This is a genomic window from Streptoverticillium olivoreticuli subsp. olivoreticuli, assembly GCF_003391135.1.
GTDB lineage: Bacteria > Actinomycetota > Actinomycetes > Streptomycetales > Streptomycetaceae > Streptomyces > Streptomyces blastmyceticus.
In genome coordinates this window covers 6,169,028-6,193,849 of the sequence record NZ_CP031455.1, presented here as the reverse complement: position 1 = coordinate 6,193,849, position 24,822 = coordinate 6,169,028, and the positions used below count along the sequence as shown (strand labels likewise).

The 24,822-nt window shown below is 72.5% G+C and carries 29 protein-coding genes; 11 read left to right on the top strand and 18 right to left on the bottom strand.

Features of this window, described 5'->3' with window-relative positions; translation table 11 throughout:
- Nucleotides 1-96 precede the first annotated feature (96 nt).
- Nucleotides 97-249: a hypothetical protein gene (locus tag DXZ73_RS38390; RefSeq protein WP_162890354.1), complete on the top strand. Its 153-nt coding sequence runs from the start codon at nt 97-99 to the stop codon at nt 247-249.
- Between the two features lie 98 nt (nt 250-347).
- Here the strand turns inward: DXZ73_RS38390 and DXZ73_RS27615 are convergent, their stop codons facing one another.
- The 4 genes from DXZ73_RS27615 to DXZ73_RS27600 all read right to left on the bottom strand — a co-directional run bounded on the left by DXZ73_RS27615 (nt 348) and on the right by DXZ73_RS27600 (nt 3,469).
- Nucleotides 348-953, bottom strand: a complete 606-nt coding sequence (locus DXZ73_RS27615; protein ID WP_116213742.1) for a MarC family protein — start codon at nt 951-953, stop codon at nt 348-350.
- A gap of 238 nt (nt 954-1,191) precedes the next feature.
- Nucleotides 1,192-2,055 carry a PHP domain-containing protein gene (locus tag DXZ73_RS27610; protein WP_116213741.1) on the bottom strand — a complete coding sequence of 288 codons (864 nt, stop codon included), beginning with the start codon at nt 2,053-2,055 and terminating at the stop codon, nt 1,192-1,194.
- A 113-nt stretch (nt 2,056-2,168) separates the two neighbouring features.
- Nucleotides 2,169-2,810, bottom strand: coding sequence for a DUF6758 family protein (locus tag DXZ73_RS27605; protein ID WP_116213740.1), 642 nt, complete (start codon nt 2,808-2,810; stop codon nt 2,169-2,171).
- A gap of 74 nt (nt 2,811-2,884) precedes the next feature.
- Complete coding sequence (locus tag DXZ73_RS27600; RefSeq protein ID WP_116213739.1) at nt 2,885-3,469, bottom strand: suppressor of fused domain protein; 585 nt, start codon at nt 3,467-3,469, stop codon at nt 2,885-2,887.
- A gap of 477 nt (nt 3,470-3,946) precedes the next feature.
- On the opposite strand from DXZ73_RS27600, the gene DXZ73_RS27595 reads away from it, so the two are divergent.
- On the top strand, nt 3,947-5,053 hold the full coding sequence (locus DXZ73_RS27595; RefSeq protein WP_116213738.1) for a magnesium and cobalt transport protein CorA: 1,107 nt from the start codon (nt 3,947-3,949) through the stop codon (nt 5,051-5,053).
- A 154-nt stretch (nt 5,054-5,207) separates the two neighbouring features.
- On the opposite strand, the gene DXZ73_RS27590 is transcribed toward DXZ73_RS27595, so the two are convergent.
- Nucleotides 5,208-6,161, bottom strand: coding sequence for a DMT family transporter (locus DXZ73_RS27590; RefSeq protein WP_116213737.1), 954 nt, complete (start codon nt 6,159-6,161; stop codon nt 5,208-5,210).
- Nucleotides 6,162-6,195: 34 nt separating this feature from the next.
- Between DXZ73_RS27590 and DXZ73_RS27585 the strand changes: the two genes are divergently transcribed.
- Nucleotides 6,196-6,702 carry a hypothetical protein gene (locus tag DXZ73_RS27585; protein WP_116213736.1) on the top strand — a complete coding sequence of 169 codons (507 nt, stop codon included), beginning with the start codon at nt 6,196-6,198 and terminating at the stop codon, nt 6,700-6,702.
- A 28-nt stretch (nt 6,703-6,730) separates the two neighbouring features.
- On the opposite strand, the gene DXZ73_RS27580 is transcribed toward DXZ73_RS27585, so the two are convergent.
- Nucleotides 6,731-7,474, bottom strand: a complete 744-nt coding sequence (locus DXZ73_RS27580; protein ID WP_116213735.1) for a hypothetical protein — start codon at nt 7,472-7,474, stop codon at nt 6,731-6,733.
- 169 nt (nt 7,475-7,643) lie between these two features.
- Between DXZ73_RS27580 and DXZ73_RS27575 the strand changes: the two genes are divergently transcribed.
- Genes DXZ73_RS27575 through DXZ73_RS27565 form a run of 3 tightly spaced genes read left to right on the top strand, consistent with a single transcriptional unit; the run spans nt 7,644 to nt 10,685 of the window.
- On the top strand, nt 7,644-8,939 hold the full coding sequence (locus tag DXZ73_RS27575; protein WP_116213734.1) for a magnesium transporter MgtE N-terminal domain-containing protein: 1,296 nt from the start codon (nt 7,644-7,646) through the stop codon (nt 8,937-8,939).
- Nucleotides 8,929-9,480, top strand: coding sequence for a DUF1003 domain-containing protein (locus DXZ73_RS27570; RefSeq protein WP_116213733.1), 552 nt, complete (start codon nt 8,929-8,931; stop codon nt 9,478-9,480). The genes DXZ73_RS27575 and DXZ73_RS27570 overlap by 11 nt, the downstream gene beginning before the upstream one ends.
- Nucleotides 9,481-9,524: 44 nt before the next feature.
- Nucleotides 9,525-10,685: an Mrp/NBP35 family ATP-binding protein gene (locus tag DXZ73_RS27565; protein ID WP_116213732.1), complete on the top strand. Its 1,161-nt coding sequence runs from the start codon at nt 9,525-9,527 to the stop codon at nt 10,683-10,685.
- A gap of 64 nt (nt 10,686-10,749) precedes the next feature.
- On the opposite strand, the gene DXZ73_RS27560 is transcribed toward DXZ73_RS27565, so the two are convergent.
- The 6 genes from DXZ73_RS27560 to sigE all read right to left on the bottom strand — a co-directional run bounded on the left by DXZ73_RS27560 (nt 10,750) and on the right by sigE (nt 15,680).
- On the bottom strand, nt 10,750-10,941 hold the full coding sequence (locus DXZ73_RS27560; RefSeq protein WP_116213731.1) for a YegP family protein: 192 nt from the start codon (nt 10,939-10,941) through the stop codon (nt 10,750-10,752).
- A 92-nt stretch (nt 10,942-11,033) separates the two neighbouring features.
- Nucleotides 11,034-11,723, bottom strand: coding sequence for a hypothetical protein (locus DXZ73_RS27555; RefSeq protein ID WP_116213730.1), 690 nt, complete (start codon nt 11,721-11,723; stop codon nt 11,034-11,036).
- Between the two features lie 117 nt (nt 11,724-11,840).
- The gene (locus tag DXZ73_RS27550) at nt 11,841-12,296 is read right to left on the bottom strand and encodes a sec-independent translocase (RefSeq protein WP_116213729.1); all 456 of its coding nucleotides are present in this window, start codon (nt 12,294-12,296) and stop codon (nt 11,841-11,843) included.
- Nucleotides 12,297-12,402: 106 nt separating this feature from the next.
- A complete protein-coding gene (locus DXZ73_RS27545; RefSeq protein ID WP_116213728.1) occupies nt 12,403-13,959 on the bottom strand; it encodes a S1C family serine protease in 1,557 nt (518 codons plus the stop codon).
- Between the two features lie 144 nt (nt 13,960-14,103).
- Complete coding sequence (locus DXZ73_RS27540; RefSeq protein WP_116213727.1) at nt 14,104-14,913, bottom strand: anti-sigma factor family protein; 810 nt, start codon at nt 14,911-14,913, stop codon at nt 14,104-14,106.
- A complete protein-coding gene (sigE, locus tag DXZ73_RS27535) occupies nt 14,910-15,680 on the bottom strand; it encodes an RNA polymerase sigma factor SigE (protein WP_205519240.1) in 771 nt (256 codons plus the stop codon). The genes DXZ73_RS27540 and sigE overlap by 4 nt, the downstream gene beginning before the upstream one ends.
- Before the next feature lie 163 nt (nt 15,681-15,843).
- Here sigE and DXZ73_RS27530 point away from each other — a divergent pair, with 163 nt between their 5' ends.
- Nucleotides 15,844-16,509 (top strand): O-methyltransferase, encoded by a 666-nt coding sequence (locus DXZ73_RS27530; protein WP_116213725.1) that lies wholly within the window; start codon nt 15,844-15,846, stop codon nt 16,507-16,509.
- 144 nt (nt 16,510-16,653) lie between these two features.
- Here DXZ73_RS27530 and DXZ73_RS27525 read toward each other — a convergent pair whose 3' ends face one another.
- Nucleotides 16,654-16,821 (bottom strand): DUF3117 domain-containing protein, encoded by a 168-nt coding sequence (locus tag DXZ73_RS27525; protein ID WP_003985072.1) that lies wholly within the window; start codon nt 16,819-16,821, stop codon nt 16,654-16,656.
- A gap of 309 nt (nt 16,822-17,130) precedes the next feature.
- Between DXZ73_RS27525 and DXZ73_RS27520 the strand changes: the two genes are divergently transcribed.
- Nucleotides 17,131-17,916, top strand: a complete 786-nt coding sequence (locus tag DXZ73_RS27520) for an enoyl-CoA hydratase/isomerase family protein (protein ID WP_116213724.1) — start codon at nt 17,131-17,133, stop codon at nt 17,914-17,916.
- A 15-nt stretch (nt 17,917-17,931) separates the two neighbouring features.
- Here DXZ73_RS27520 and DXZ73_RS27515 read toward each other — a convergent pair whose 3' ends face one another.
- Complete coding sequence (locus tag DXZ73_RS27515; RefSeq protein WP_116213723.1) at nt 17,932-18,522, bottom strand: DNA-3-methyladenine glycosylase I; 591 nt, start codon at nt 18,520-18,522, stop codon at nt 17,932-17,934.
- Nucleotides 18,519-18,914 carry a DivIVA domain-containing protein gene (locus DXZ73_RS27510; protein WP_240351510.1) on the bottom strand — a complete coding sequence of 132 codons (396 nt, stop codon included), beginning with the start codon at nt 18,912-18,914 and terminating at the stop codon, nt 18,519-18,521. Before DXZ73_RS27510 ends, DXZ73_RS27515 begins: the two co-directional genes overlap by 4 nt.
- A gap of 106 nt (nt 18,915-19,020) precedes the next feature.
- On the opposite strand from DXZ73_RS27510, the gene folP reads away from it, so the two are divergent.
- Entirely contained in the window at nt 19,021-19,881 is an 861-nt protein-coding gene (gene folP, locus DXZ73_RS27505) for a dihydropteroate synthase (protein ID WP_116213722.1), read from the top strand.
- A gap of 80 nt (nt 19,882-19,961) precedes the next feature.
- Here the strand turns inward: folP and DXZ73_RS27500 are convergent, their stop codons facing one another.
- Together DXZ73_RS27500 and dapE are read right to left on the bottom strand one after the other, a co-directional pair.
- On the bottom strand, nt 19,962-20,711 hold the full coding sequence (locus tag DXZ73_RS27500; protein ID WP_116213721.1) for a TIGR00730 family Rossman fold protein: 750 nt from the start codon (nt 20,709-20,711) through the stop codon (nt 19,962-19,964).
- 65 nt (nt 20,712-20,776) lie between these two features.
- On the bottom strand, nt 20,777-21,856 hold the full coding sequence (gene dapE, locus DXZ73_RS27495) for a succinyl-diaminopimelate desuccinylase (RefSeq protein WP_116213720.1): 1,080 nt from the start codon (nt 21,854-21,856) through the stop codon (nt 20,777-20,779).
- Between the two features lie 138 nt (nt 21,857-21,994).
- Between dapE and DXZ73_RS27490 the strand changes: the two genes are divergently transcribed.
- Nucleotides 21,995-22,924: a hypothetical protein gene (locus DXZ73_RS27490; RefSeq protein WP_116213719.1), complete on the top strand. Its 930-nt coding sequence runs from the start codon at nt 21,995-21,997 to the stop codon at nt 22,922-22,924.
- Between the two features lie 287 nt (nt 22,925-23,211).
- Nucleotides 23,212-23,625: an ATP-binding protein gene (locus DXZ73_RS27485; protein WP_116213718.1), complete on the top strand. Its 414-nt coding sequence runs from the start codon at nt 23,212-23,214 to the stop codon at nt 23,623-23,625.
- A gap of 74 nt (nt 23,626-23,699) precedes the next feature.
- Here DXZ73_RS27485 and dapC read toward each other — a convergent pair whose 3' ends face one another.
- Complete coding sequence (dapC, locus tag DXZ73_RS27480; protein WP_116213717.1) at nt 23,700-24,797, bottom strand: succinyldiaminopimelate transaminase; 1,098 nt, start codon at nt 24,795-24,797, stop codon at nt 23,700-23,702.
- Nucleotides 24,798-24,822 lie beyond the last annotated feature (25 nt).

Sequence of the window (24,822 nt, the reverse complement as noted above, 5' to 3'; positions counted from 1 at the left end):
CTCGTTGGACACGTATGTGAGCAGGTCGCACCGTCGCGACTCTCGTTCACCTACTCATGGAGTTCTCCTCAGGAGGATCAGACGAAGGGAGAAGCCTTGCGCTTCGAAATCATGCGCCTGGACGACATCGACGGCAGCGCCGTCGACAGCACCGTCGTGGACGCCGCCTCCGTCAACAGGATCGTGCAGCAGGCCGCGTCAACAGGCCAGCGCATCTACATCCGCCCGGCCCACACCGCGGCCCGGTAGTGCGCGAGCACTCCCACGTGCACGACACCCCCGTACGGGACCGTACGGGGGTGTCGTGCGTTTGCGGGTGAGCCGCGCCGGGTGCGGCGCCCGCGCGGTCAGCGGTTGGCGATGACCTGGGTGATGCCGTTGATGATCTGCTGGACGGCCAGCGCCGAGAGCATCATGCCCGCGAGCCGCGTCACCAGCACCACGCCGCCGTCCTTGATGACGCGGATGATCAGCAGCGAATAGCGCATCACCAGCCACAGCACGACGTGCATCGCGGCGATGGCGACCCACACCGAGATCTGGGCGCTGACCGAGTTCGCGTGCTGGACGGCGAGGATCACCGAGACGATCGCGCCGGGCCCGGCCAGCAGCGGCATGCCGAGCGGGACGAGCGCGACATTGACGTCCTTGGTCTGGGTGGGCTCCTCGGACTTGCCCGTCAGCAGGTCCAGCGCGATCAGCAGCAGGAGCAGACCGCCCGCGATCATCAGCGCGGGCGTGGTGATGTGCAGGTAGTCCAGGATCTGCTGGCCGCAGATGCCGAAGACGGCGATGACGCCGAAGGCGACCGCGGCCGCCTGCCAGGCCATGCGCCGCTGGACCTTGGCCGGGCGGCCGGAGGTGAGCGCGAGGAAGATGGGGGTGATCCCCGGCGGGTCCATGATCACGAAAAGCGTGAGGAAGAGGGATCCGAAGACGGCGAAGTCGAACACAGTGAGGCCTTGCGAGAGTGGTGCGAGCAGGAGCTGGGGGGGGGGAGGGAGCGGACGCGGGCGCGGGACAGCGCACGGCGGTGGGCAGAGGAGTGCGTACGAGCGGTACGCGCCGGTCGCACGGCAAAGGTGCTCAGGGGCGTACAGAGGTTCCCCCAGCTACCGCTGGGAGGTGCCCCCTGTCACGCACGTGCGGTCGGCACGCGCGCGGCCCGGAGGGACCGGGAAGAGGGAGGGGTCAGCCGCCGGCGCCCGGGACGGGGAACGCGCCCGTGGCCCGGCGGGTGATCTCGCCGTAGATCTCCGGGTCGGTGGTGAACTCACCGAGCCGGCAGGTCTTGCGGCTTCCGTGGTAGTCGCTGGAGCCGGTGGCCAGCAGGGAGAGGTCGGCGGCCAGGCCGCGCAGCCGGGCGCGTGTGGGCGCGTCGTGGTCCATGTGGTCCACCTCGACGCCGTCGAGACCGGCCGAGGCCAGCTCGGCTATCCCGCGCTCGGAGACACAGTTGCCCCGCTTGATCGCGAAGGGGTGCGCGAGGACGGCGACCCCGCCCGCCGCCTTGATCAGGCGGATCGCGTCGAAGGGGTCGAGCTCGTGCTTCTCGACGTGGGCGCGGCCGCCATCGGCCAGCCAGTCGGAGGTGAAGGCGTCGGAGACGGTGTCGACCACGCCCAGCTCGACCATGGCGCTGGCCACGTGCGGCCGGCCCACGGCACCGCCCGCGGCGAGCTCCGTGACGCGCTCCCAGGTGACGGGCACGCCCAGCTCGTTGAGCTTGCCGACCATGGCCCGGGCGCGCGGCACCCGGTCGTCGCGCACGAGCTCCCGCTCGCGGGCGAGCTCCGGCTCCAGCGGGTCGAAGAGGTAGGCCAGCATGTGGACGCCGAAGCCGTCGGGTCCCGCGAAGCGGCAGGAGAGCTCGGCGCCCGTGACCAGGGTCAGCCCGGCGGGCAGCGCGGCGATGGCCTCGGCGTGGCCGCCGACCCCGTCGTGGTCGGTCAGCGCGACGACGTCCAGCCCGGCGGCGGCCGCGTTGCGGACCAGCTCGGCGGGGGTGTCCGTACCGTCCGAGGCCGTGGAGTGGGTGTGCAGATCGATGCGCACGACTCGGACTCCTGGCAGTGGTACGGACGGGACCGGTTCAGGATAACCGGCGACCGGAAGTCTCCGGCCCCTGCGGGCTTATGAGATCGCTTACGCCCGCGGGGCCGTCCCGGTCAGGGCGCCAGCAGGCGCGGGGACAGCGCCCCGCAGGGCAGCAGCTCCACCTCCGCGCCCGCCTCGCGCAGATCCGTGAGCACCAGCTCGTCGTACATCAGCAGGCCCGAGCGCTCCGGCCAGACGACCGCCCACAGCCACAGCCCGCGCGCCTCGCCCGCGAAGACCGCCCGGTCCTCGGGCGCGCCGTCGACGTGCCAGAGGGGGGTGGGGCGGCCCGCCGCGTGCACCTTGGCGTGGGGAGAGCGGTCGACGGAGATATAGGGGCCGGGGTCGGGTCCGTCGATCCCCGCGTAGCGGGCGCCGAGGCCGACGCCGAGCTCCTCGGCGACGAGCAGCAGCTCGCCGGGGCCGCCGAGCGGGCTCGGCCCCGAGCAGGCGACGGCGGTGGCCCGGCCGCCGCTGCGGTCGTCGCCCGCGCACACCACGCCAGTGAAGAGCCAGCCGACGGGCAGCGGCCAGGGCATCCACACCGGGACCCGGGCACGGTTGACGACGACGGCGAGCGCCTCGACGCTCGGCGGAACGACCGGCTGCAAGGGGTGCACCGGGCCGTGCACGGAGCACTGCCAGGAGTCGGCGAAGAGACCGGGCGCGCGCACCCGGCCTCCGCACTTCGGGCAACTGGGTTCGCCCCTCATAAGGCCCAACGGTCCTCCGAGGCCGCCGTCGCGTCAAGGATGATCACCCGTCCGGACGCCGACACCCCGGAGCGTCACCCCAGGGGCACCCCGGGCCGCAGTGGGTCACGCAGATCGGTGCCGTGCCGCAGCCACCGCTCCTCCAGCGCGGCCGCTCCCTGGACCCGCTTCCACGCCGCCTCGTTCGGTGTCATCGGCAGCAGCGGGAGGAAGCGGACGGGGTCCATCGGGGCGTCCAGTTCGAGGTCCTCGACCAGGCCGCCGGACTCCGCGACGAGCACGGAGGTGAAGGGCGCCCCCGGCCACAGCGGCTCGCCCGTGTCCAGCGAGGCGCCGGGCGCCACGACGAGGCCCTCCACCTGTGGTGACGCGGCGAGCACGGCCAGCGGGCGGAGCACCTTGTCGGTGTCCGCGCGGCCGGCGCGCACGGAAAGGACCAGCTCGGCACGAGGGCCGCGCAGGGGGTCGGTGACAACGGCGGCCGGGTCGGCCATGGGCTGGGCGGACATGCCGAGGGTGGCGTAGCGGACGACGTCTCCGTCGAGAAAGCGGAGAACCTCGATCCGGTCCGTGCCGAGGAAGGTGATCGCGGCACGCGCGTCCGGTTCGCCCAGGGCTGTCCGCAGCCGGGCCTCGACCAGTGCGAGAACGTCTGACATGCAGTGAGCATAGAACGCGTATCGAACGGGCAAAGGAGGGTATTGACGGGTCCAGTGGCTGCTAGCCTTGGCCTCTGGTCAGGGAGTTACGTTCGTCCCCCAGCGGGGACCGGCCGGAGGAGGTGGGGCTGCGGTGGATCCTAGTCGACCGTGCAGTACCGATAGTTCTCCCGTCCCTCCGCTCCGGACGCGCTCCTTGTGACCTGAAGACTTCCCGCACCGGCCGCTTTTGCCGGAATTCGCCGGGATTCTCCCTGGAAGTCCTTTCGCGCCCGCAGCAATTGACGGAAGAGCGCCTTCTCTCGCTTTGTTCCGTGTTCTCTGCGAAGTTCTTGCGCACTGCCGTCAGTCCACCGCACCACGCGAAGCGCCGCCCGCTTTGCGGACGTACACCCTCCGCAATGGGACTACGTCCACGTTCCGGGCAGCGTTGCGCTCGCCCCCGTGACTGACGGCCGGCCCGTGAAGGAGCCTGCCATGTCGATGATCCGCGACCTGCGTGCCGCCGTCCGCCCCGCTCTGCGCCGGGGTGCCACTCCCTATGAGTACGACTCCACCCGGGATCCCTCGGTCAGCAGCGCCGTCGTCGACTGCGCCATCTACCGCGATGGCAGGCGGTCGAGCGACCACGTCGGCCCGGCCGAGGCCATGCGGCGCGTACGGGCCGACGGCGGCTTCGCGTGGATCGGGCTGCACGAGCCGACGGAGCGTGAGTTCTCCGGCATCGCCCAGGAGTTCGGGCTGCACCCGCTCGCCGTGGAGGACGCGGTCCACGCCCACCAGCGGCCCAAGCTGGAGCGCTACGACGACACGCTGTTCACCGTCTTCAAGACCATCCACTACGTCGAGCACGCCGAACTGACCGCCACCAGCGAGGTCGTGGAGACCGGCGAGGTGATGTGCTTCACCGGCCCGGACTTCATCATCACCGTCCGGCACGGCGGCCAGGGCTCGTTGCGCGCGCTGCGCCACCGCCTCCAGGACGACCCGGAGCTGCTCGCCAAGGGGCCCTCCGCGGTGCTGCACGCCATCGCCGACCAGGTCGTCGACGGCTACATCGCGGTCGCCGACGCCGTGCAGGACGACATCGACGAGGTCGAGATCGACGTCTTCTCCGCGCCCAGCAAGGGGTCCTCGCGCGGTGGTGACGCGGGCCGGATCTACCAGCTCAAGCGGGAGGTCCTGGAGTTCAAGCGGGCGGTCTCGCCGCTGATGCGGCCGATGCAGCAGCTCAGCGAGCGGCCGATGCGGCTGGTGGACCCGGACATCCAGAAGTACTTCCGCGACGTCGCCGACCACCTCGCGCGCGTGCACGAGCAGGTCGTGTCCTTCGACGACCTGCTCAACTCCATCCTCCAGGCGAACCTGGCCCAGGCGTCGGTCGCCCAGAACGAGGACATGCGGAAGATCACGTCGTGGGCGGCGATCTGCGCGGTGCCGACGATGATCGCCGGGGTGTACGGCATGAACTTCACGTACATGCCCGAGCTCAAGTGGAAGTACGGCTACCCGACAGTGATGGTCGTGACGGTGGCGATCTGTGTCGCGATCCACCGGGGTTTCAAGCGGAACGGGTGGCTGTAGCCGGGGGCAAGGTGCGTTTGCGGGTGCCGGTCCGTTGCTCCCCCGGCTACCGCTGGGAGGTACCCCCAGCGGCCCGAGCGGCCTCAATCGCCGGCCGGGCCGAATCTGCCGCACATGGTCGCCGACCTGCGGCACGTCCAAGCCCTCGCCCCGATCACCTGCCCCCGCGATCCCCTCTGATCACCAGGGTCAGGCCCGCCAGGATCACCAGGAGTGCCGGGTAGGCCGCCGCCGGTGGGAGCTGGTTCAGCCACAGTGCCGCGATCAGCGCCGCTCCCGGTGTCTCCAGCAGGATCGCCGTCGAGGTGACCGACGGACCGAGGCCCTTCACGACGCGGTTGATGAGCGAGTGCCCGAGCAGCTGCGCGGTGACCGTCAGCAGGGCCAGCTTCAGCCACGTACCGCCGCTGTAGCCGCCGAGCGAGGCGCCGGACAGCAGGCAGGTGCCGAGCAGCAGGACCGTCGTCGTGATGTACAGGACGTAGGTGTACGCCACGGTGCCCACCGTCCGCCGCACCTCCGCGCCCAGCAGGACGTACCCGGCGGCCGCGATGCCGCCCGCGAGTGCGAGCGCGTCCCCGGCGAGCGCGCGGGCGGATACCGCGAAGTCGACGCCCGTCAGGATCACGACACCGAGGAAGGCGAGCCCGGTGCCCGCCCAGACCAGCGCGGGCGGGCGGTGGCCGCGCAGGCGCAGCAGGAGCGTCGTCCAGATCGGGGTCGTCGTGACCAGCGCGGTCGAGGACGCGACCGAGGTCATCCGCAGGCTCGGCAGCCACACCGCGAAGTGCACGGCGAGCAGCACGCCCGCGGCCAGGGACAGCAGCACCGCCCGGCGCCCCATGCCGCGCAGCTCGCCGCGGTGGCGCACGAGCGCGAGCGGGGTGAGGGCACCGACCGCCATGGCGTTGCGCCAGAAGGCGATGGCGAGGGCCGGTGCGGCGATGGTCGCGGTGAGCGGCGCGGAGAGCGAGATCCCGGCGATGGCCACGGCGAGCAGGACGATGTCCGTACGGACCGGGGACGCGGCGCCCGGGCCTGGCGCCGTCGGCGGGGCGGCGGGGCCCCTGCGGGCGGTCCTGGCAGTCCTGGCGGTCCGGGCAGTCATCACCCGTCCAGCGTAGGCGGCATAAGGTGACCGTATGACGCAGACGCTGGCGCTGATCGAAGAGGCCACCAAGAAGTCCGGCCTCATCTGGGTGCAGGGTCCGACGGGTCCCAGCCGTGCGCTGTGGCACGTGTGGCACGAGGGCGCCGCCCACCTCGTCGGCGGGCCCGGCGAGCAGCCGCTGGAGGATCTCGGGCTCACGGACGGCGCGCGGGCGACCGTGACGGTGCGCAGCAAGGACAAGGGCGGCCGCCTGGTGACGTGGACCGCGCTCGTGGGCGAGCCCGCGGTGCGGGGCGAGGAGTGGACGGCCGCCGTCGCCGAGCTCAAGGGCAAGCGGCTCAACGCCCCGGACGCGGAGCGGATCGAGGAGCGCTGGGCCACGGAGTGCCGGGTGCTCCGCCTGGAGCCGACGGGTTCGACGGTGGAGCTGCCCTCGGGGGCGCTGGCCGCGGTGCCGTTGCCGACGGCGGCCACCACGCGCCTGCCCATGCCCGCGGCCCTGCCGCGGCTGCTGCGCGGCCGGCGCCGCCGGGGCTGACCGCACGCTCGGGCTCCGGAGGGCCGGCCTAGGGCTTGCCCGAGGACGGGTCCGCCCCGGTGGGGATCTTCTTGCCGTAGTCGACCGTGGCGCCCTTGTCGGGGACGGAGAGGGCGAAGTCCTGGCCCCAGTCGCCCAGTTCCAGCTGACCCGCCCCGCCGGCCCGCTGCACCCGCACGGGATACGGCGTGCCCGTCAGGGAGACGTCGAGCGTGCCGCCGCTGCCGTTGCCGCCGGTGACGCGGATCGTGCGGACCCCGGCGACCGTCCCGTGGTCGCCGCGCGTGAGCTTGCCGTGCAGGCCGAGGAGGCCGTCCAGCAGGACGTCCTTGTCGGTGAAGCCCTTGAACTGCTGGTAGGAGGGGTCGCCGGACGGGACCTTCACATACTTCTTCTCCAGCTTGCCGCCCGCCGCGCCGCCGCCGCTGCCCTGCGACCAGAACGCCGCCGGCGCCTTGAGGTAGAGCTCGTCGCCGACCCGCAGCAGCTCGAACGCGGTGGCGCCGGTGGAGAGCTGCCCGGTCCCGCCGTTCTTCTTCAGCCGCATGTCGATCTTGTACGTGCGGCCCTGGCTGACGACGTTGCCGGACAGATGGACCGCGTCCGCGCCCCGGGCGGCCTCGCGGGCCTTGTCCTGGATCTTCGCGGCGTCGAGCTTGCCCACGCCGTTGGTGCCCGCGTCGGGGTCCGTGGCCCCGCTGCCACAGGCCGTGAGCGCGGCGGACAGGCCGACGCAGAGCGCTCCGACGAGTGCCGCCTTCCGGGTTCGCACGTCTGCTCATGCCTCCTGTGACCGATGGAGTACGGCAGCGTACCCGGGCCGTACGGGGGCGGAAGCCGGGGCTCCGTACGGCCCTCTCTCCCGCGCCGGGGAGAAGCCGGTCACGTTAGCCTGAAACCGGACATCGCCCCTTCGGGAGCCCGGAGAAGGAGGACGCGCCATGGCGGGAGGCGTCCACCGGGTGTTCGTCTCGCACCTCTCCGGCGTGGCCGTCTTCGACCCCAACGGCGACCAGGTGGGCCGGGTGCAGGACCTCGTGGCGATGCTGCGCGTCGGCGGGCGGCCACCGCGCGTGCTGGGGCTGGTCGTGGAGGTCGTCAGCCGCCGCCGGATCTTCCTGCCGATGACCCGGGTGACGGGCGTGGAGTCCGGCCAGGTCATCACCACCGGCGTGATCAACCTGCGGCGCTTCGAGCAGCGGCCCACGGAGACGCTGGTCGTCGGCGAGCTGCTGGACCGCCGGGTGCGGCTGGCCGACGGGGGCGAGGAGGTCACCGTCCTCGACGTGTCGATCACCCGGCTGCCGGCCCGCCGGGACTGGGAGATCGACAAGGTCTTCGTCCGCAAGGGCAAGGGCGGGGCGCTGCGCCGCAAGGGCGAGACGCTGACGGTGGAGTGGTCGGCGGTGACCGGCTTCTCGCTGGAGGAGCACGGGCAGGGCGCGGCGAACCTCCTGGCCACCTTCGAGCGGCTGCGCCCGGCCGACCTCGCCAATGTGCTGCACCACCTGTCGCCGAAGCGGCGCGCGGAGGTGGCGGCGGCGCTGGACGACGACCGGCTCGCGGACGTCCTGGAGGAGCTCCCGGACGACGACCAGATCGAGATCCTCGGCAAGCTCCAGGAGGAGCGCGCGGCCGACGTCCTGGAGGCCATGGACCCGGACGACGCCGCCGACCTGCTGTCGGAGCTGCCCGAGGACGACATGGAGCGGCTGCTGACGCTGATGCAGCCGGACGACGCGGCCGACGTGCGGCGGCTGCTGGCCTACGAGGACCGGACGGCGGGCGGCCTGATGACCACGGAGCCGATCGTGCTCCGCCCGGACGCCACGGTCGCCGACGCCCTCGCGCGGGTCCGCAACCCCGACCTCTCCCCCGCGCTGGCCGCGCAGGTCTACGTGTGCAGGCCGCCGGACGAGACGCCGACGGGCAAGTACCTGGGCACGGTGCACTTCCAGCGGCTGCTGCGCGACCCGCCGTTCACGCTCGTCGGGTCGATCGTGGACACCGATCTGCGGCCGCTGCCGCCGGACACCCCGCTGCCCTCCGTCACCAGCTATCTGGCGACCTACAACATGGTCGCCGCGCCCGTGGTGGACGAGAGCGGCGCGCTGCTGGGCGCCGTGACCGTCGACGACGTGCTGGACCACCTGCTGCCGGACGACTGGCGGGAGACCGAGCTGCACTCCGGTGCACTGGGCATGAGCGATCTGCCGGAGGCCGCCGATGGGCACTGAACGCACCCGTGAGGAACGGGCCAAGGAGCGGGTGGCGCACACGCCGCGGGTGCGGCTGGACCTGCCGAGGGTGCGGCGGCGCAGCTGGCTGCCCGCGTACGACCCGGAGGCGTTCGGGCGCACCTCGGAGCGGATCGCACGGTTCCTGGGGACGGGCCGGTTCATCGTCTGGATGACGGTCGTCATCGTGCTGTGGGTGCTGTGGAACACCACCGTGCCGGGGCATCTGCGGTTCGACAACTATCCGTTCATCTTCCTCACCCTGGTGCTGTCGCTCCAGGCGTCCTACGCGGCGCCGCTGATCCTCCTCGCGCAGAACCGGCAGGACGACCGCGACCGGGTCAACCTGGAGCAGGACCGCAACCAGAACGAACGGTCGATCGCGGACACGGAGTACCTGACGCGGGAGATCGCGGCGCTGCGGATGGGCCTGGGCGAGGTCGCCACAAGGGACTGGATCCGCTCGGAGTTCCAGGATCTGGTGAAGGAGCTGGAGCAGCGGCGGATATTCCCGTACGAGAGTGAGGAACGCGACCGCTGAAGGGCCTTTCCGGAGGCCCCCTCGGGCGCCGTACCATCGTCTTCATGGCTACCGACACGAACGGCACGTCTGTGAGCGAGGACGCGATCCGCGCCGCGCTCGCGACGGTGAACGACCCCGAGATCCACCGTCCGATCACCGATCTCGGCATGGTCAAATCGGTGGAGATCGGTGCGGACGGCGCGGTCGCGGTAGCGGTCTATCTGACGGTCCAGGGCTGCCCGATGCGCGAGACGATCACGAGCAACGTGCGCAACGCGGTGGCGTCCGTCGAGGGCGTCACGGAGGTCTCCGTCGAGCTCGACGTGATGAGCGACGAGCAGCGCAAGGAGCTGGCGGCCTCGCTGCGCGGGGGCACGGCCGAGCGCGAGGTGCCCTTCGCCAAGCCCGGTTCGCTGACCCGGGTCTACGCGGTGGCGTCCGGCAAGGGCGGCGTCGGCAAGTCCTCGGTGACGGTCAACCTGGCGGCGGCGATGGCCGCCGACGGCCTGAAGGTCGGCGTCGTGGACGCGGACATCTACGGCCACTCGGTGCCCCGCATGCTGGGCGCGGGCGACAGCAGGCCCACCCAGGTCGAGAACATGATCATGCCGCCGTCGGCGAACGGCGTGAAGGTCATCTCGATCGGGATGTTCACCCCGGGCAACGCCCCGGTGGTGTGGCGCGGCCCGATGCTGCACCGCGCGCTCCAGCAGTTCCTGGCGGATGTCTACTGGGGCGACCTGGACGTCCTCCTGCTCGACCTCCCGCCGGGCACCGGTGACATCGCGATCTCCGTCGCGCAGCTCGTCCCGAACGCCGAGATCCTGGTGGTGACGACGCCTCAGCAGGCCGCCGCCGAGGTCGCCGAGCGCGCCGGTTCGATCGCCGTGCAGACGCACCAGAAGATCGTCGGCGTCGTGGAGAACATGTCCGGGCTGCCCTGCCCGCACTGCGACGAGATGGTCGACGTGTTCGGCACGGGCGGCGGCCAGACGGTCGCCGACGGGCTGACGAGGACGACCGGGGCGAACGTGCCCGTGCTGGGCTCGATCCCGATCGACGTCCGGCTGCGCGAGGGCGGCGACGACGGCAGGCCGGTCGTCCTGACGGACCCGGAGTCCCCTGCGGGCGCCGCGCTGCGGGCCATCGCGGGCAAGCTCGGAGGGCGCCGGCGCGGCCTCTCGGGGATGTCGCTGGGGATCACCCCGCGCAACAAGTTCTGACCGCCGTACGACGGCATGAGCACATGAGTAAGGGGCGCCCTCCATGGAGGGCGCCCCTTACGCGCTACTGCTTCCCCGTCTCCAGGTCCTTGACGGGTGCGTCGGCGGCGTTGTTCTTCACGGACGCGATGCCCTTCTCGGCCGCGGCCTTGCTGTTGTACGCCTCGCCGACGGCGATGATCTCGCCGTTGCCGGCCTTGAGGCGGAACCGGTGCTGACCGGCCTTGTCCTTGTAGAGCTCGAACGAACCACCCATGTCGTCTCACCTCTCCGAGTGCTGCCCCTGCCAGGCATTCAAGCCCGGCACCGGGGCGCACGCAGCTCGGGTGGGCCCGATGGGTGGCGTCCTCAGCTCCCGTAGGCGGCGAGGTCCTTGATCACCGAGAAGCCCATGCCGTACGCGCTCATGCCCCGCCCGTACGCGCCGAGGTGGACGCCCTCGGCGGAACCGGCGAGGACCCAGCCGTACTCGGACTCGCGGTAGCGGAAGTCGGTGGGCACCCCGTCGACCGGGAGCGACAGCGTCGACCAGGCGGGCTCGTCCAGGTGGTCCGCGAGCTCCCAGGCGAGGGCCGTCTGCTGGTCCAGCCAGTCCTGCCGCAGGGCGCGCTCCATCTGCGCGGGCCAGGTGCACGACAGCAGCCCCGAGCCGGCCAGCCAGGCGGCGGAGGAGACCGAGGTGGCCTCCAGCACGCCCGTGCCGTCGGCGCTGCGCCGGACGGGGCGGCTCGCGACGGTCACCACGACGGCGAAGCGCTGCTTCTCGGCGGCGGGGTCGACCCGCTCGCCGCGCGGCGAGGGCTCCTCGCCGTGGCCCGTGGAACCGTGCTCCACGGTCCCGTCGGCGGCGGAGCCGACCTGCATCAGCCAGCGCGGCCCGCTGTACGCCTCGTCCAGGCCGTACCACGGGAACGAGGCCAGCAGATAGCCGTCGACGGACCGCCGGGTACCGGGGCCGCTCTGTGCCGCATCCTGTGCGGCGGACGCACCGGCCTCACCGGCCGGTCCCTGCGCCCCTACCCGACTCGTCGTCTCCATCTGCGCGGCGCCTCCTCGTTGCCCGACGTCCTGGGCGAGCCCGCCCCCCTAGGACGACTTCACCCCAAACACAGGGAGGATAGCCACCCCCGTCAATGGCGCACGGGATGCGCGGACTCAGGTGGCGTCGGAATCGAAGGGCGGACGCTCACCGGGGTGCAGCCCTTCGCGCTTTTTGAGCAGGTCAGGGCCACCGGACGGGGACGAGGGGCCGGGGGCGGCCGGGCCGGAGGTCGGCTCCGGGGCACTGCTGCGCCCGTGGACGGCGTCGGCCACGTCGCCCATCTCCGCCTTGAAGTCGAAGCCGTTGCGGATCTCCTTCAGGCCCAGCTCGTCCTTGTCGAGCACATGCTTGCGCACGAAGGTCTTGGGGTTGAGGTCCTCGAATTCGAAGTCCTTGAACTCCGGGCCCAGCTCCGAGCGGATGTCCTGCTTGGCGTTCTCCGAGAACTGCCGGATCTTGCGCAACGTCCGCGACACGTCCTGGATCATCTTCGGCAGCTTGTCGGGGCCGAAGATGAGCACCGCGATCACCACGAGCGCGACCAGCTCGAGGGGTCCTATGTCGAGCACGTTGCAGCTCCTTGAGGCGTCGATGGCCGGGGGTCGCGGCCACCTATCACGGTACCTGGCCCGGGAACCCCCGCGGGCGTCGCCCGGGCCAACATCAGGCCAAAGGTCATCGCGCGCCCGCGGAGCCCAGGGTCAGCTCCACGGTCCGCTCCTTGCCGTCGTGCTCCACGGTGAGGGCGAGCCGGTCACCCGGACGGTGACTGCGGACCTTGACGATCAGCTCCTGGCCGCTGTGCACCGGCGCCCCGTCGATCTTCCTGATCACGTCCTGGTCCCGGATGCCCGCCTTGTCGCCGGGTCCGCCCGGGGTGACGGCCGGTCCGTCGGCGCCCTTGGAGTTCACCCGGGCGCCGTCGCCCGCGTACGTCATGTCCAGGGTCACGCCGATGACCGGGTGGGTGGCCCTGCCGGTGTTGATGAGCTCCTCGGCGACGCGCTTGGCCTGGTTGATCGGTATGGCGAAGCCGAGGCCGATGCTGCCGCCCTGGCCGCCGCCGAGGTCGGAGCCGTCGCCCGCGGAGCGGATCGCGCTGTTGATGCCGATGACACGGGCCTCGGAGTCCACCAGCGGTCCGCCCGAGTTGCCCGGGTTGATCGGGGCGTCGGTCTGGAGCGCGTCCACATAGCTGACGTCGCTGCCGTCCTGCTTCTGGCCGCCCGCGGTGATCGGGCGCTCCTTGGCGCTGATGATCCCGGTGGTGACGGTGCCCGCGAGGTCGAAGGGAGCACCGATGGCGACCACGGAGTCGCCGACGCGGACGGAGTCGGAGTTGCCGAGGGCGAGCGGGGTAAGACCGGACACCCCGGAGACCTTGATCACGGCCAGGTCGTAGCCGCTGTCCCGGCCGACGACGGTGGCCTTCGCGCTCTGGCCGCCGTTGAAGGTCACCGATATGTCGCCGCCGGAGCCCGCGGGCTCCACGACGTGGTTGTTGGTGAGGATGCGGCCTTCCCTGTCCAGGACGAAGCCGGTGCCGGTGCCCTGGTCGCTGCCGCCGCGCACATGGATGGTCACCACGCCGGGCAGGGTGCGCGCGGCGATCCCGGCGACGCTGCCCGGGGCCCGCCCGGACCGGTCGACGGGCGCCTGCGGCAGCCGCACGTGGTGTCCCACGACGCCGTCCCGCTCCAGATACGACCCGACGGCCCCGCCGGCGCCTCCGGCGACGAGCGCCACGATCAGCGCCCCGACGACGATGCGCCCCCGCCGCCGCCCGGCGGCCGGACCGGCCGGGGCTTCGGGGCGGGACGCGGGCGACACGGCCCAGGGGTCGTACTGCCAGGGCGCGGGCGCCCCGTACGGAAGGGGAGGTGTGAACTGCGGGCCGTGACCGGGCGGCACGGGGGGCATGCCCGCCGGCGGGAGGCGGGTGCCGTGCGCCGGGGTGACCGGGCGCTGGACGGGCGGCGCGGGCGCCCACGGGCCGGGACGGCCGTACGGCGGCGTGCTGTACGGGTCGGGCGCGTGCAGGGGCGCCGGGTCCTGGCCGGCCTCCGCGTCGTACGAAGGCGGGGGCGTGGCGTCCGCGGGGGCCGTGCCCGTCGGGACAGGTCCGGGCTGGCCCTCAGGGCCTGGTGACGTAGCGTCAGGCGGTGTCGTACGCCGGGGACGGCTCCACCACTGCGGCTTGGGGCCCATGGGCCGCGCCTTCCCCTCGTCCATCTTCTCCCCACCGTTCGCCGGAGGGCGCACGGCATCGCCCGAGGGATCCGCGGCCCACCAGGAATTCAACCAGGTCCGCGCGGACCTGCGCAGAGGGCCCGGGGCCGCCGACCGGATCCGACGGGCGCGGCCGGGTGGGACCGGTCAGTGACTGATCGGCGCGCTGTCCGCCGTCGAGAGGCCCGGGGCGGGGAGCGCGGCACGGATCAGGGGCGGGAACAGCGCCGCGCCGGAGGGCCGCAGCAGCGACACCTCCGCGGCCGGAGCCGCGGGCGCGGCCGGGGCGCCCGGCACACCGGGGCCGTCCCGCCCGGCGAGCGTGAGGGCCAGCGCGCGGCGGTCCTCGGCGGTGACACCGGGGGTCAGGGCGAGCGGCGCCGTGGCGACGCGTGGGTCCTCCGAGCGCGCGCTGGTGGTCTCACCGACCGAGGCGAGCGGCTGCGCGCTGCCCAGCGCGAACGCGGCGAGCGAGACCGCGCCCGCCGCCGCGAAGGCGAAGCGGCGCCCTCGCGAGGCGCCGCGGGACGCGTCGGGGAAGTCATGGATGCGGAAGCCGCGGTCACGCTGCCAGGGGGCGACGGCGGGGAAGAGGGCAAAGGTTTCAGCCCGGGTGCCGGCGCCGCCTTTTCCCTGACCTCCGGGCCGCCCGCGGCCGTCCGGGCCGGGCTCCGCGCCCTCACCGCGCGGCCTCTCGGCGCCATCGCCACCGGGGCCGGTGCCGGGCAGATTCTGCAGGCGGGCGAGCAGCGCGTCGGAGAGCGGCGGGGCGGCCGCTTCGGCGAACACGCTCTTGAGCCGGCGCTGGGCGTCGGCTTCTGCTTTGCATTTCCAACAGGTCGCCAGGTGCGCGAGCACCCGCTCCCGAGAGTCGTGTCCCAACTCCCCGTCGACCAGGGCCGCGAGGCGGTCGCCGAGATGGTGCTCGGCGGGGGACTGACCGCCTGAACCGGTCACGCGATCCCTACCTCCCCACTCAGCGGAACGCCTGCCACGGCCACAGCGCGCTGCTCGGCCCGGGCGGCGGGCGAGCGGTGCTGGAGCGCCTTGCGGAGGTGGGAGCGGCCGCGGTGGATGCGGCTGCGCACGGTGCCGAGCTTCACGCCGAGCGTCGCGGCGATCTCCTCGTACGAAAGGCCTTCGATGTCGCACAGGACGACGGCGGCGCGGAACTCCGGGGCGAGGGTGTCCAGCGCCTGCTGGACGTCCGCGTCGAAGTGGGTGTCGTTGAAGTGCTGCTGGGGGGAGGGCTCGCGGCTGGGCAGCCGCTCCGCGGCGTCCTCGCCGAGGGCGTCGAAACGGATGCGCTGGCGGCGCCGGACCATGTCCAGGAAGAGGTTGGTGGTGATGCGGTGCAGCCACCCCTCGAACGTGCCCGGGGTGTACGTGGACAGCGAGCGGAAGACGCGCACGAACACCTCCTGCGTGAGGTCCTCGGCGTCGTGCTGATTGCCGGTGAGGCGGTAGGCCAGGCGGTAGACCCGTGCACTGTGCGTGCTGACGATCTCCTCCCAGGAGGGAGGGGCCCACGCCTGCGAATCCGCATCGGTGGCGAAGGTCGCGGTGGGTGCGGAGTCGATGGTGCGCGAACGGTCAGCGGTCTTGGTCACGGATTTCGGCTCGCCGAGGGACCTGCGAAAGCGCTTCAGCACGCCCCGACGGTCTCCGGCCGCAGCCGCACCTCCCCTGTCGGCTCTGGTGGTGTCCAGTGGAGCCCCTACCATATCCATCCCACCCGTTAGCTCAGGATAAGGAATTTTGACCTTTATTTGGTCTTGATCCCCCGTCTTCGGCGTCTCCCCCCGGCTTCTCCCGCCGTAGCCCTCCGATTCTTCCCAACGCGCGGTCCCATCTGCGGGTTCCCGTGGTCAGCGGATACAGTCACGGTTGCGTCGACTACGGGGACAGGAGAGGGCCATTACCGGCAACCAGCAGACGAGCTGGGCGTTCGCCGATGCGTTCGTCGCCGAGGGAGAGGCGCTGCGCTGGGCCCGGGACCGGGCTCATGAGGCAGGTCTCCGCTCGGTGTCGTCCGGCACCGGCGCCGCGCTGCGCCTGCTCGCCGCGGCGGTGGACGCCAAGGCGGTGGCCGAGATCGGCACCGGCACCGGCGTCTCCGGCATCCACCTCCTGCACGGCATGCGGCCCGACGGCGTGCTGACGACCGTGGACAGCGACCCCGAGTGCCAGCAGTTCGCCCGGCAGGCGTTCCGCGCCGCGGGCTTCGCGGGCAACCGCGCGCGCTTCATCCCCGGCCGCGCGCTGGAGGTACTGCCGCGCCTCGCCGACGGCGGATACGACCTGGTGTTCTGCGACGGCGACCGGCTGGAGTGCCTCGACTATCTAGCCGAATCGTTGCGCCTGCTGCGGCCCGGCGGACTCGTCTGCTTCGAGGGCGTCTTCGCGGACGGCCGCACGGTCGACTCGGCCGCCCAGCCCGCCGAGGTGCAGCGACTGCGCGAGCTGCTGCGCGCGGTGCGCGAGTCCACCGTGCTGCTGCCCTCGCTGCTGCCGGTCGGCGACGGGCTGCTGTGCGCGGCCCGGCGCGGCTGACCCGCGGCACGGGACGCGTACGCCCACCGGGGCGCTCCACGGGCCGCCGCGCGCCCGGGGCGTGCGCCGGGCGTGGATACACCGCTGCCCCGGAGCCGGGAACGGGCCGGCGGCCGGGGCAGCGTGAGATTCGCAGGCCGTGCGTCAGACGGTGACCTTCTCCAGGGCCTCGCCGAGAGCCTTGGCCTCGTCCGGGGTCAGCTCGACGACGAGACGACCGCCGCCCTCGAGCGGAACCCGCATGACGATGCCCCGCCCCTCCTTGGTCACCTCGAGCGGGCCATCGCCCGTCCGCGGCTTCATGGCCGCCATGCTCGTTCCCCTTCCTGAAACCAGCTCGCCGCAGCCGACAACCCAGGTGTCACCGGCATCGAACACATTGCTTCCAGGCCATTATCCCGCATCGCGTGACCCGATGACCAACATCGGTCCGCATCCGGTCGGCAACGCGCTCTCGCAAAACCACCCAATTCGGCGATCGGACTGCGATACTGCGCGGCCATCGCGCCGCCTTGATGGCCGGTTTCTTTGACGCAGGTCACATATCGGCCGCCGGTGATCTCCGGCATGCTGAGCCCTGACGGCTGTCGACGCAGCCGCGACGAGGGAGGGAGCGGCTCCATGGCCGACACCGTGCTGTACGACGTGACGGACGGGCTCGCGACGGTCACACTCAACCGTCCCGACGCCATGAACGCGCTCGACATCGGAACGAAGATCGCCCTCCGCGACGTGCTGGGCGAGGCCGGCGCGGATCCGGCGGTGCGCGCCGTCCTGCTGACCGCCACGGGGCGCGCCTTCTGCGTCGGGCAGGACCTCAAGGAGCACGTCGAGCTGCTGGCGCGGGCCGAGTCCGTGATGAGCACGGTCAAGGAGCACTACAACCCCATCGTCACCGCGATCACCGGGATGCGGAAGCCCGTCGTGGCCGGGGTCAACGGGGTCGCGGCGGGCGCGGGCGCGGGCTTCGCCTTCGCGGCGGACTACCGCGTGGTCGCGGACACCGCCTCCTTCAACACGTCCTTCGCCGGGGTCGCGCTCACCGCGGACTCGGGCGTCTCCTGGACCCTCCCCCGCCTCGTCGGCCACAGCCGCGCCTCGGACCTGCTGCTGTTCCCCCGCAACGTGCCCGCCCAGGAGGCGTACGAGCTGGGCATCGCGAACAAGGTCGTGCCCGCCGCGGAGCTCGCCGCGGAGGCGGCGGCGGTGGCCCGCCGCCTCGCGGAGGGCCCGACCGCGGCCTACGCGGCGCTCAAGGAGTCGCTGGCCTACGGTGCGGACCACTCGCTGGCCCAGGCGCTGGCCAAGGAGGACGAGCTCCAGGCGCGCGCCGGGGCGTCGGAGGACCACCGCATCGCGGTGGACGCCTTCCTGAAGAAGCAGAAGCCACGGTTCGTGGGGCGCTGACGGCCCGGGCCGCCGCTACGCGGCCTCCCGCGCGTGGCACTTCGCCAAGTGGTCGTTCACCAGGCCGCACGCCTGCATCATCGCGTACGCCGTCGTGGGCCCGACGAAGCGGAAGCCCCGCTTCTTGAGCTCCTTCGCGAGGGCCGTGGACTCCGGGGTCGTCCCCGGCACGTCCGCCGCCGTGCGCGGCGCCCTGCGGGCTCCGTCCGGTGCGTACGACCAGATGAAGGCGTCCAGCTCGCCGGGCGCCCACTCCGCAGCCACCCGGGCGTTGCCGATCGCCGCGCTGATCTTCGCGCGGTTGCGGATGATGCCCGGGTCGGCGAGCAGCCGCTCCGCGTCCGCCTCCGTGAAGGCCGCCACCTCGGCGATGGAGAAGTCGGCGAAGGCCGCGCGGAAACCCTCGCGGCGGCGCAGGATCGTCAGCCACGACAGCCCGGACTGGAACGCCTCCAGGCACATCCGTTCGTAGAGGGCGTCGTCGCCGTGCACCGGGTGGCCCCACTCGGTGTCGTGATAGCGGCGGTAGTCCTCCATGGACTCCGCCTCCAGGCCCCATGGACAGCGCGCCAGCCCGTCCGGGCCGACGACCACTCCTGTGCTCATGCTTCCGTACCCCCGTTCCGCTCGCCCGGCGCGGCGTCGCTCGGCGCCTGCCCGGGGCTCTCCTCGTCCTTCTTCGCCGCGCCCCGCGCCGCCTCCGCCCGCGCGACCGCGAGAGCCCGCTCCAGCTCGGCGATCCGGGCGTCGCGCTCGGCCAGTTCGGCGCCGAGCCGGTCCAGGACGTCGTCGGTCTCGGTCATGCGATAGCCGCGCAACGCCAGCGGCAGCCGCACCGCGTCGACGTCGGCCCGGCTCGTGGGCCGGTCCGCGGGCAGCGGCCAGGCGATCCGGTCCGGCTCGGCCTCGGACAGCGAGACACCGCTCCCGCCGCCCACGACGAAGAGCGTGACCGCGGCCACCACCACGACCAGCGCGATGAGCAAGAACCAGAACACGACCATCTCCCAGGTGCGCCCGCCACACGAATCCGTCCTCCACGATCGTGCCATGCCCCACTGACGGTTAAGGTCGCTGGCGGACCACGCGAAGAGGAGTACGGAAATGCTGCGGCTGGGACGACGCGAGTTCGATGCGCACGAGCCGGTGATCATGGCGATCGTCAACCGGACCCCCGACTCCTTCTACGACCAGGGGGCGACGTTCCAGGACGAGGCCGCGCTGGCCCGCGTGGAGCAGGCGGTGTCGGAGGGCGCCGCCATCATCGACATCGGCGGTGTGAAGGCGGGCCCGGGCGAGGAGGTCACCGCCGAGGAGGAGGCACGGCGCACCGTCGGCTTCGTGGCCGAGGTCCGCCGGCGCCACCCGGACGTGGTGATCAGCGTGGACACCTGGCGGCACGACGTCGGCGAGGCGGTCTGCGAGGCGGGCGCGGACGTGCTCAACGACGCGTGGGGCGGCTTCGATCCCAAGCTGGCCGAGGTCGCGGCGCGCTACGGGGCGGGCCTGGTGTGCACGCACGCGGGCGGCGTCGACCCCCGGACGCGGCCGCACCGCGTCGCGTACGACGACGTGATGGCGGACATCCTGCGCGTGACGCTCGGGCTGGCCGAGCGGGCCGTCGCGCTCGGCGTCCGGCGCGACGCGATCATGATCGACCCGGGCCACGACTTCGGCAAGAACACCCGGCACTCGCTGGAGGCGACCCGGCGGCTGGGCGAGATGGCGGAGACGGGCTGGCCCGTCCTCGTCTCCCTGTCCAACAAGGACTTCGTCGGGGAGACGCTCGACAGGCCGGTGAAGGAACGGGTGCTGGGCACGCTGGCGACGACGGCCGTGTCGGCGTGGCTGGGTGCGCGGGTCTATCGCGTGCACGAGGTCGCGGAGACGAAGCAGGTGCTCGACATGGTCGCGTCGATCGCGGGGCATCGCGCGCCTGCGGTTGCCCGCCGCGGACTGGCTTGACCCCCGGAGCACGCTTCGCGCGCTGTCCTCGAACGCCGGACGGGCTGTTTCCGGCCCGTCCGGCGTTCGAGGACCCCCGGTTAGGCCCCGGCCTCCTTCGTCACCAAGGCGACCGCCTCGTCCACGTCGTCCGTCACATGGAAGAGATGCAGGTCGTGGAGGCCCGCCTTGCCCTCCGCGATCAGGGTGTCGCGGAACCACTCGACCAGCCCGCGCCAGTACGCCGTCCCGAAGAGGACGATCGGGAAGCGCGTGACCTTCTTCGTCTGCACCAGCGTCAGTGCCTCGAACAGCTCGTCCAGCGTGCCGAGTCCGCCCGGCAGCACGACGAACCCGCTCGCGTACTTCACGAACATCGTCTTGCGGACGAAGAAGTAGCGGAAGTCCACGCCGAGGTTGACGTAGGGGTTGAGCCCCTGCTCGAAGGGCAGCTCGATGCCGAGGCCGACGGAGACGCCGCCCGCCTCCATCGCGCCCTTGTTGGCGGCCTCCATCGCGCCGGGCCCGCCGCCGGTGATGACCGCGAAGCCCGCCTCGACCAGGCCGCGGCCGATGGCCACCCCCGCCTCGTACTCCGCCGAGTCCACCGGTGTGCGGGCCGAGCCGAACACGCTGATGGCGGGTGGCAGTTCGGCGAGCGCGCCGAAGCCCTCGACGAACTCGGACTGGATGCGCATCACCCGGAAGGGATCCTCGTGCACCCAGTCCGCGGTACCTCTGGTGTCCAGCAGATGCTGGTCGGTGGTGCCCTGTTGCATCTGGCCGTGCCTGCGCACGACCGGCCCGCGGCGCTGCTCCCGCTGGGCACGGGCTCCTTCGGGATGTGCCATTCCGCTCTCCCTACGCTGATCGTTGCTGTTCAGCGTAGGCCCCCACGGCGCCACGGGCGGGCCCGTCAGGAGGTGAGCCAGGCGCGCAGCCGCTCCTCGCACTCCGGGATCAGCGCCATACGGACTCGCTCGTCCCGCTTGTGTGCGACTATCGGGTCGCCGGGACCGTAGTTGACGGCGGGCACGCCGAGCGCGCTGAAGCGCGAGACGTCCGTCCAGCCGAACTTGGGCTTCGGCGTGGCCCCGACGGCCTCGATGAAGGCCGCGGCGGCCGGGTGGGACAGGCCGGGCAGCGCGCCGGGCGAGTGGTCGTCGACGACGAACTCGGCGACCCCGCAGTCCGCGAAGACCTCGCGGACGTGCGCCAGCGCCTCCTCCTCGCTCCGGTCGGGGGCGTAGCGGAAGTTGACGGTGACCGTGCAGGCGTCGGGGATCACATTGCCCGCGACGCCGCCCTCGATCCGTACGGCGTTGAGCCCCTCGTGGTACTCCAGGCCGTCGACGACGGGCCGGCGCGGCTCGTACGCCGCCAGCCGGGCCAGGATCGGGGCGGCCGCGTGGATGGCGTTGCTGCCCATCCAGCTGCGCGCCGAGTGGGCGCGCTCGCCCGCCGTGCGCAGCAGGACCCGCAGGGTGCCCTGGCAGCCGCCCTCGACCTGGGCGACGGTCGGCTCCAGCAGGATGGCGAAGTCGGCGGTGAGCCAGTCGGGGTGGGCGGCCGCGACGTGGCCGAGGCCGTTGAGGTGGGCGGCGACCTCCTCGTTGTCGTAGAAGACGAACGTCAGGTCGCGGTTGGGCTCGGGCACGGTCGCGGCGATGCGCAGCTGCACCGCGACACCGGACTTCATGTCGCTGGTGCCGCAGCCCCACAGATAGCCGTCGTCGTCCACGTGGGAGGGGACGTTGTCGGCGATGGGCACGGTGTCGATGTGCCCGGCGAGCACCACGCGCTCGGCGCGGCCCAGGTTCGTGCGGGCGACGACGTTGTTGCCGTACCGGTCGACGGTCAGGTGCGGCAGTTCGCGCAGCGCGCGCTCCACGGCGTCGGCGAGCGTCTTCTCGTTCCCGCTCTCGGAAGGGACGTCGACGAGCCGGGCGGTGAGGGCGGCGGCGTCGAGGGACAGGTCGAGTACGGCGTCATCCATGCCCGCGACTCTAACGCGGCCCGCAGGGCACCGGCCGTCGGGCCGGAAGGGCCCGCGGGAGCCCGCGCGGGGCGGGCGGGACACCGGTCGGGGATCCGGCCCTCATGATTCTCATATCTCTCCAGTAACGTTTGCCGCATGTCCCGGATCTTCGTCACCCGCCGTGGTCGCCTGCTGCGCGTCGTGGCCGCCTGCGCCGTGCTGCTGGCGCTGATCGGCTACGGCGTGGCCCAGCTGGTGACGGGCGGCCCCGGCGCCCCCCGCTGCACCGTGCGGGCCAACGGCGAGTCGTACGCCATGGCCCCCGAGCAGGCGGTGAACGCCGCCACGATCTCCGCCGTGGGCACCGCCCGCGGGCTGCCGGAGCGCGCGGTGACGATCGCGCTGGCGACGGCCATGCAGGAGTCGGGGCTGCGCAACATCCACCACGGCGACCGCGATTCGCTGGGCCTGTTCCAGCAGCGGCCGACGCAGGGCTGGGGCACGGCGGAGCAGATCACCGACCCGGTGTACTCGGCGGGCAAGTTCTACGACCACCTCGTGCAGGTGCCGGGCTATTCGCGGCTGCCCCTGACGGTGGCCGCGCAGAAGGTGCAGCGCAGCGGGTTCCCGCAGGCGTACGCCAAGCACGAGCCGGACGCCTCGCTGCTGGCGTCGGGGCTGACGGGCCGGGCGGAGGCCGCGTTCAGCTGCACGACGAGCCCGTCGGACGGCAAGCACGGGGACCCGTCGGCGGTACGGACGAAGCTGCGGCGCGAGTTCGGCGCGACGGTGCTGCCGGCCACGGACGGCACCGGGGGCGCGGGCACCAACGGCTCGGCGGGCGCGGCCGCCCGCACGGTGACGGTGCCCGCGCGGTCCGCGGCGGACGCTCCGGACGACGCACCGGCGCGGCGGGGCTGGCAGGTGGCCTCCTGGGCGATGGCCCACGCTTCGGAGCTGCGGATCGAGCGCATCGCCTTCAGCGGCCGGGAGTGGACGGCCGAGGACTCCCGCGACGGCTGGCGCAAGACGTCGGACGCCTCGGCCGCCTCGCCGTCAGAGGTCCGGATCACCACCGTTCAGTAGTACGAGGACCCCCTCCTGCGGGGCATCCGCCCGGGGCGCGGGCGGAAATTCGGCGTGCCCCGCCGTTCCCGGTCGGCTTCCCCCAAGTTCCTTGCGACTAAAGGCTTGTACGCCTTTAGGACAACGTCGCACCCGGTGCGTTTTGCCCGGGATTTCCCGAAACCGATAATGCGACGCATTACCAAGGCTTTACCTTCGGGCACCGCAACCTTCGAGGCTCTCACGCGGTAGTCACTGCGTCCGCTCGCCGGACAGCTAACGTCCTCAACTCCGCCAAAAGGAGCATCATGTCCCTCCCCCTTTCGCGTCGGATCGCCCGGGCCGCCCTGCTGGTCGCCGCCAGCGCGGCACCCGTCATCGGCGTGGCCGGAGCTGCCAACGCCGCGGACCTCAAGGCCCCCGACCTGGGCGGTCTGAGCGCGGTGGACGGCGCGAACCTGGGCAACAACATCGCCGCGACCTCGCACAAGGCCGGTGTCACCACGGCCGAGGTGGGCCACAAGGCCGTCGACACCGCCGCGCCGGGCGCCACGGACACGCTCGGCAAGACCGCCCAGTCCACCACCCCGGCCGCGCAGAAGGTCGCGGGCGACCTCGGCGGGTCCGCGGCGGGTGTCGTGAGCAGCACGGCGGAGACCGCGACGAAGGGCGGTCTCCCGACCAAGGGACTGCCCACCGGCGGACTCCCGATCGGCGGCTGACCTCGGTCAACCGGATCGTTCGGCGAAGAGGGCCCGGGAGGTGTCTCCCGGGCCCTCTCTCCGTGTGCCGGGGTTCAGGCGGACAGGCGGCGGACCGCCGCCTCCACCCGCTCGTCCGTGGCCGTGAAGGCGACGCGGACGAACCGCTCGCCCGCCACGCCGTAGAAGTCGCCCGGAGCGACCAGGATGCCCCGCTTCGAGAGGTCCGCCACCGTGTCCCAGCACGGCTCGTCGCGCGTGGCCCACAGATACAGCGACGCCTCGCTGTGCTCGATCCGGAAGCCCGCGCGCTCGAGCGCCGCGCGCAGTGCTTCGCGCCGGCGCGCGTAGCGCTCGCGCTGCTCGGCGACGTGCGCCGAGTCCCCCAGGGCGGCGACGGTGGCCGCCTGGACGGGGGCGGCGACCATCATGCCGCCGTGCTTGCGGATCTGGAGCAGCTCGCCGAGGACCGCGGCGTCACCGGCGAGGAACGCCGCGCGGTAGCCGGCCAGGTTGGAGCGCTTGGACAGCGAGTGGACGGCGACGATCCCCTCGTACGAGCCGCCGCACACGTCCGGGTGCAGCACCGAGACCGGGTCCGCCTCCCAGCCCAGCTCCAGATAGCACTCGTCGCTGAAGACCAGCACGCCGTGCTCGCGCGCCCAGGCGACCGCCCGGCGCAGCTCGTCGACGGTGAGGACCCGGCCGGTGGGGTTCGACGGGGAGTTCAGCCACAGCAGCCTCACCCCGGCCGGGTCGAGCTCCCACGGGTCGTCGTAGACGACGGGCTCGGCGCCCGCGAGCCGCGCGCCGACCTCGTAGGTCGGGTAGGCGAGCCGGGGATAGGCGACCTTGTCGCCCGCGGTGAGCCCGAGCTGGGTCGGCAGCCAGGCCACCAGCTCCTTGGAGCCGACGATGGGCAGGACGTTGGCGTGCGTCAGGCCCCGGGCGCCCAGGCGGCGCTCCGCCCAGCCGGTGAGCGCGTCGCGCAGCGCGACCGTGCCCCACACCGTCGGATAGCCGGGGCTGTCGGCGGCGTCGGTGAGGGCCCGCTGGATCAGCGCGGGGACGGGGTCGACCGGGGTGCCGACCGACAGGTCCACGATGCCGTCCGGGTGGGCGGCGGCCGTCGCCTTGTACGGGTCGAGCCGGTCCCAGGGGAACGCGGGAAGGCGGGAAGAGACTGCGCCCACGGTGCTCGCTCGCTCTCTTGCAGAT

What these genes read in the sequence shown, in the direction of transcription:
- DXZ73_RS27590 (WP_116213737.1), bottom strand. Translation starts at nt 6,161, where the DNA reads ATGACTGCCCGGACCGCCAGGACTGCCAGGACCGCCCGCAGGGGCCCC.
- DXZ73_RS27515 (WP_116213723.1), bottom strand. Translation starts at nt 18,522, where the DNA reads ATGAGCACAGGAGTGGTCGTCGGCCCGGACGGGCTGGCGCGCTGTCCA.
- DXZ73_RS27570 (WP_116213733.1), top strand. Translation starts at nt 8,929, where the DNA reads ATGGGCACTGAACGCACCCGTGAGGAACGGGCCAAGGAGCGGGTGGCG.
- DXZ73_RS27545 (WP_116213728.1), bottom strand. Translation starts at nt 13,959, where the DNA reads ATGGACGAGGGGAAGGCGCGGCCCATGGGCCCCAAGCCGCAGTGGTGG.
- dapE (WP_116213720.1), bottom strand. Translation starts at nt 21,856, where the DNA reads ATGGATGACGCCGTACTCGACCTGTCCCTCGACGCCGCCGCCCTCACC.
- DXZ73_RS27565 (WP_116213732.1), top strand. Translation starts at nt 9,525, where the DNA reads ATGGCTACCGACACGAACGGCACGTCTGTGAGCGAGGACGCGATCCGC.
- DXZ73_RS27525 (WP_003985072.1), bottom strand. Translation starts at nt 16,821, where the DNA reads ATGGCGGCCATGAAGCCGCGGACGGGCGATGGCCCGCTCGAGGTGACC.
- DXZ73_RS27600 (WP_116213739.1), bottom strand. Translation starts at nt 3,469, where the DNA reads ATGTCAGACGTTCTCGCACTGGTCGAGGCCCGGCTGCGGACAGCCCTG.
- folP (WP_116213722.1), top strand. Translation starts at nt 19,021, where the DNA reads ATGCTGCGGCTGGGACGACGCGAGTTCGATGCGCACGAGCCGGTGATC.
- DXZ73_RS27490 (WP_116213719.1), top strand. Translation starts at nt 21,995, where the DNA reads ATGTCCCGGATCTTCGTCACCCGCCGTGGTCGCCTGCTGCGCGTCGTG.
- sigE (WP_205519240.1), bottom strand. Translation starts at nt 15,680, where the DNA reads ATGGTAGGGGCTCCACTGGACACCACCAGAGCCGACAGGGGAGGTGCG.
- DXZ73_RS27575 (WP_116213734.1), top strand. Translation starts at nt 7,644, where the DNA reads ATGGCGGGAGGCGTCCACCGGGTGTTCGTCTCGCACCTCTCCGGCGTG.
- DXZ73_RS27520 (WP_116213724.1), top strand. Translation starts at nt 17,131, where the DNA reads ATGGCCGACACCGTGCTGTACGACGTGACGGACGGGCTCGCGACGGTC.
- DXZ73_RS27595 (WP_116213738.1), top strand. Translation starts at nt 3,947, where the DNA reads ATGTCGATGATCCGCGACCTGCGTGCCGCCGTCCGCCCCGCTCTGCGC.
- DXZ73_RS27555 (WP_116213730.1), bottom strand. Translation starts at nt 11,723, where the DNA reads ATGGAGACGACGAGTCGGGTAGGGGCGCAGGGACCGGCCGGTGAGGCC.
- DXZ73_RS27500 (WP_116213721.1), bottom strand. Translation starts at nt 20,711, where the DNA reads ATGGCACATCCCGAAGGAGCCCGTGCCCAGCGGGAGCAGCGCCGCGGG.
- DXZ73_RS27585 (WP_116213736.1), top strand. Translation starts at nt 6,196, where the DNA reads ATGACGCAGACGCTGGCGCTGATCGAAGAGGCCACCAAGAAGTCCGGC.
- DXZ73_RS27560 (WP_116213731.1), bottom strand. Translation starts at nt 10,941, where the DNA reads ATGGGTGGTTCGTTCGAGCTCTACAAGGACAAGGCCGGTCAGCACCGG.
- DXZ73_RS27485 (WP_116213718.1), top strand. Translation starts at nt 23,212, where the DNA reads ATGTCCCTCCCCCTTTCGCGTCGGATCGCCCGGGCCGCCCTGCTGGTC.
- DXZ73_RS27605 (WP_116213740.1), bottom strand. Translation starts at nt 2,810, where the DNA reads ATGAGGGGCGAACCCAGTTGCCCGAAGTGCGGAGGCCGGGTGCGCGCG.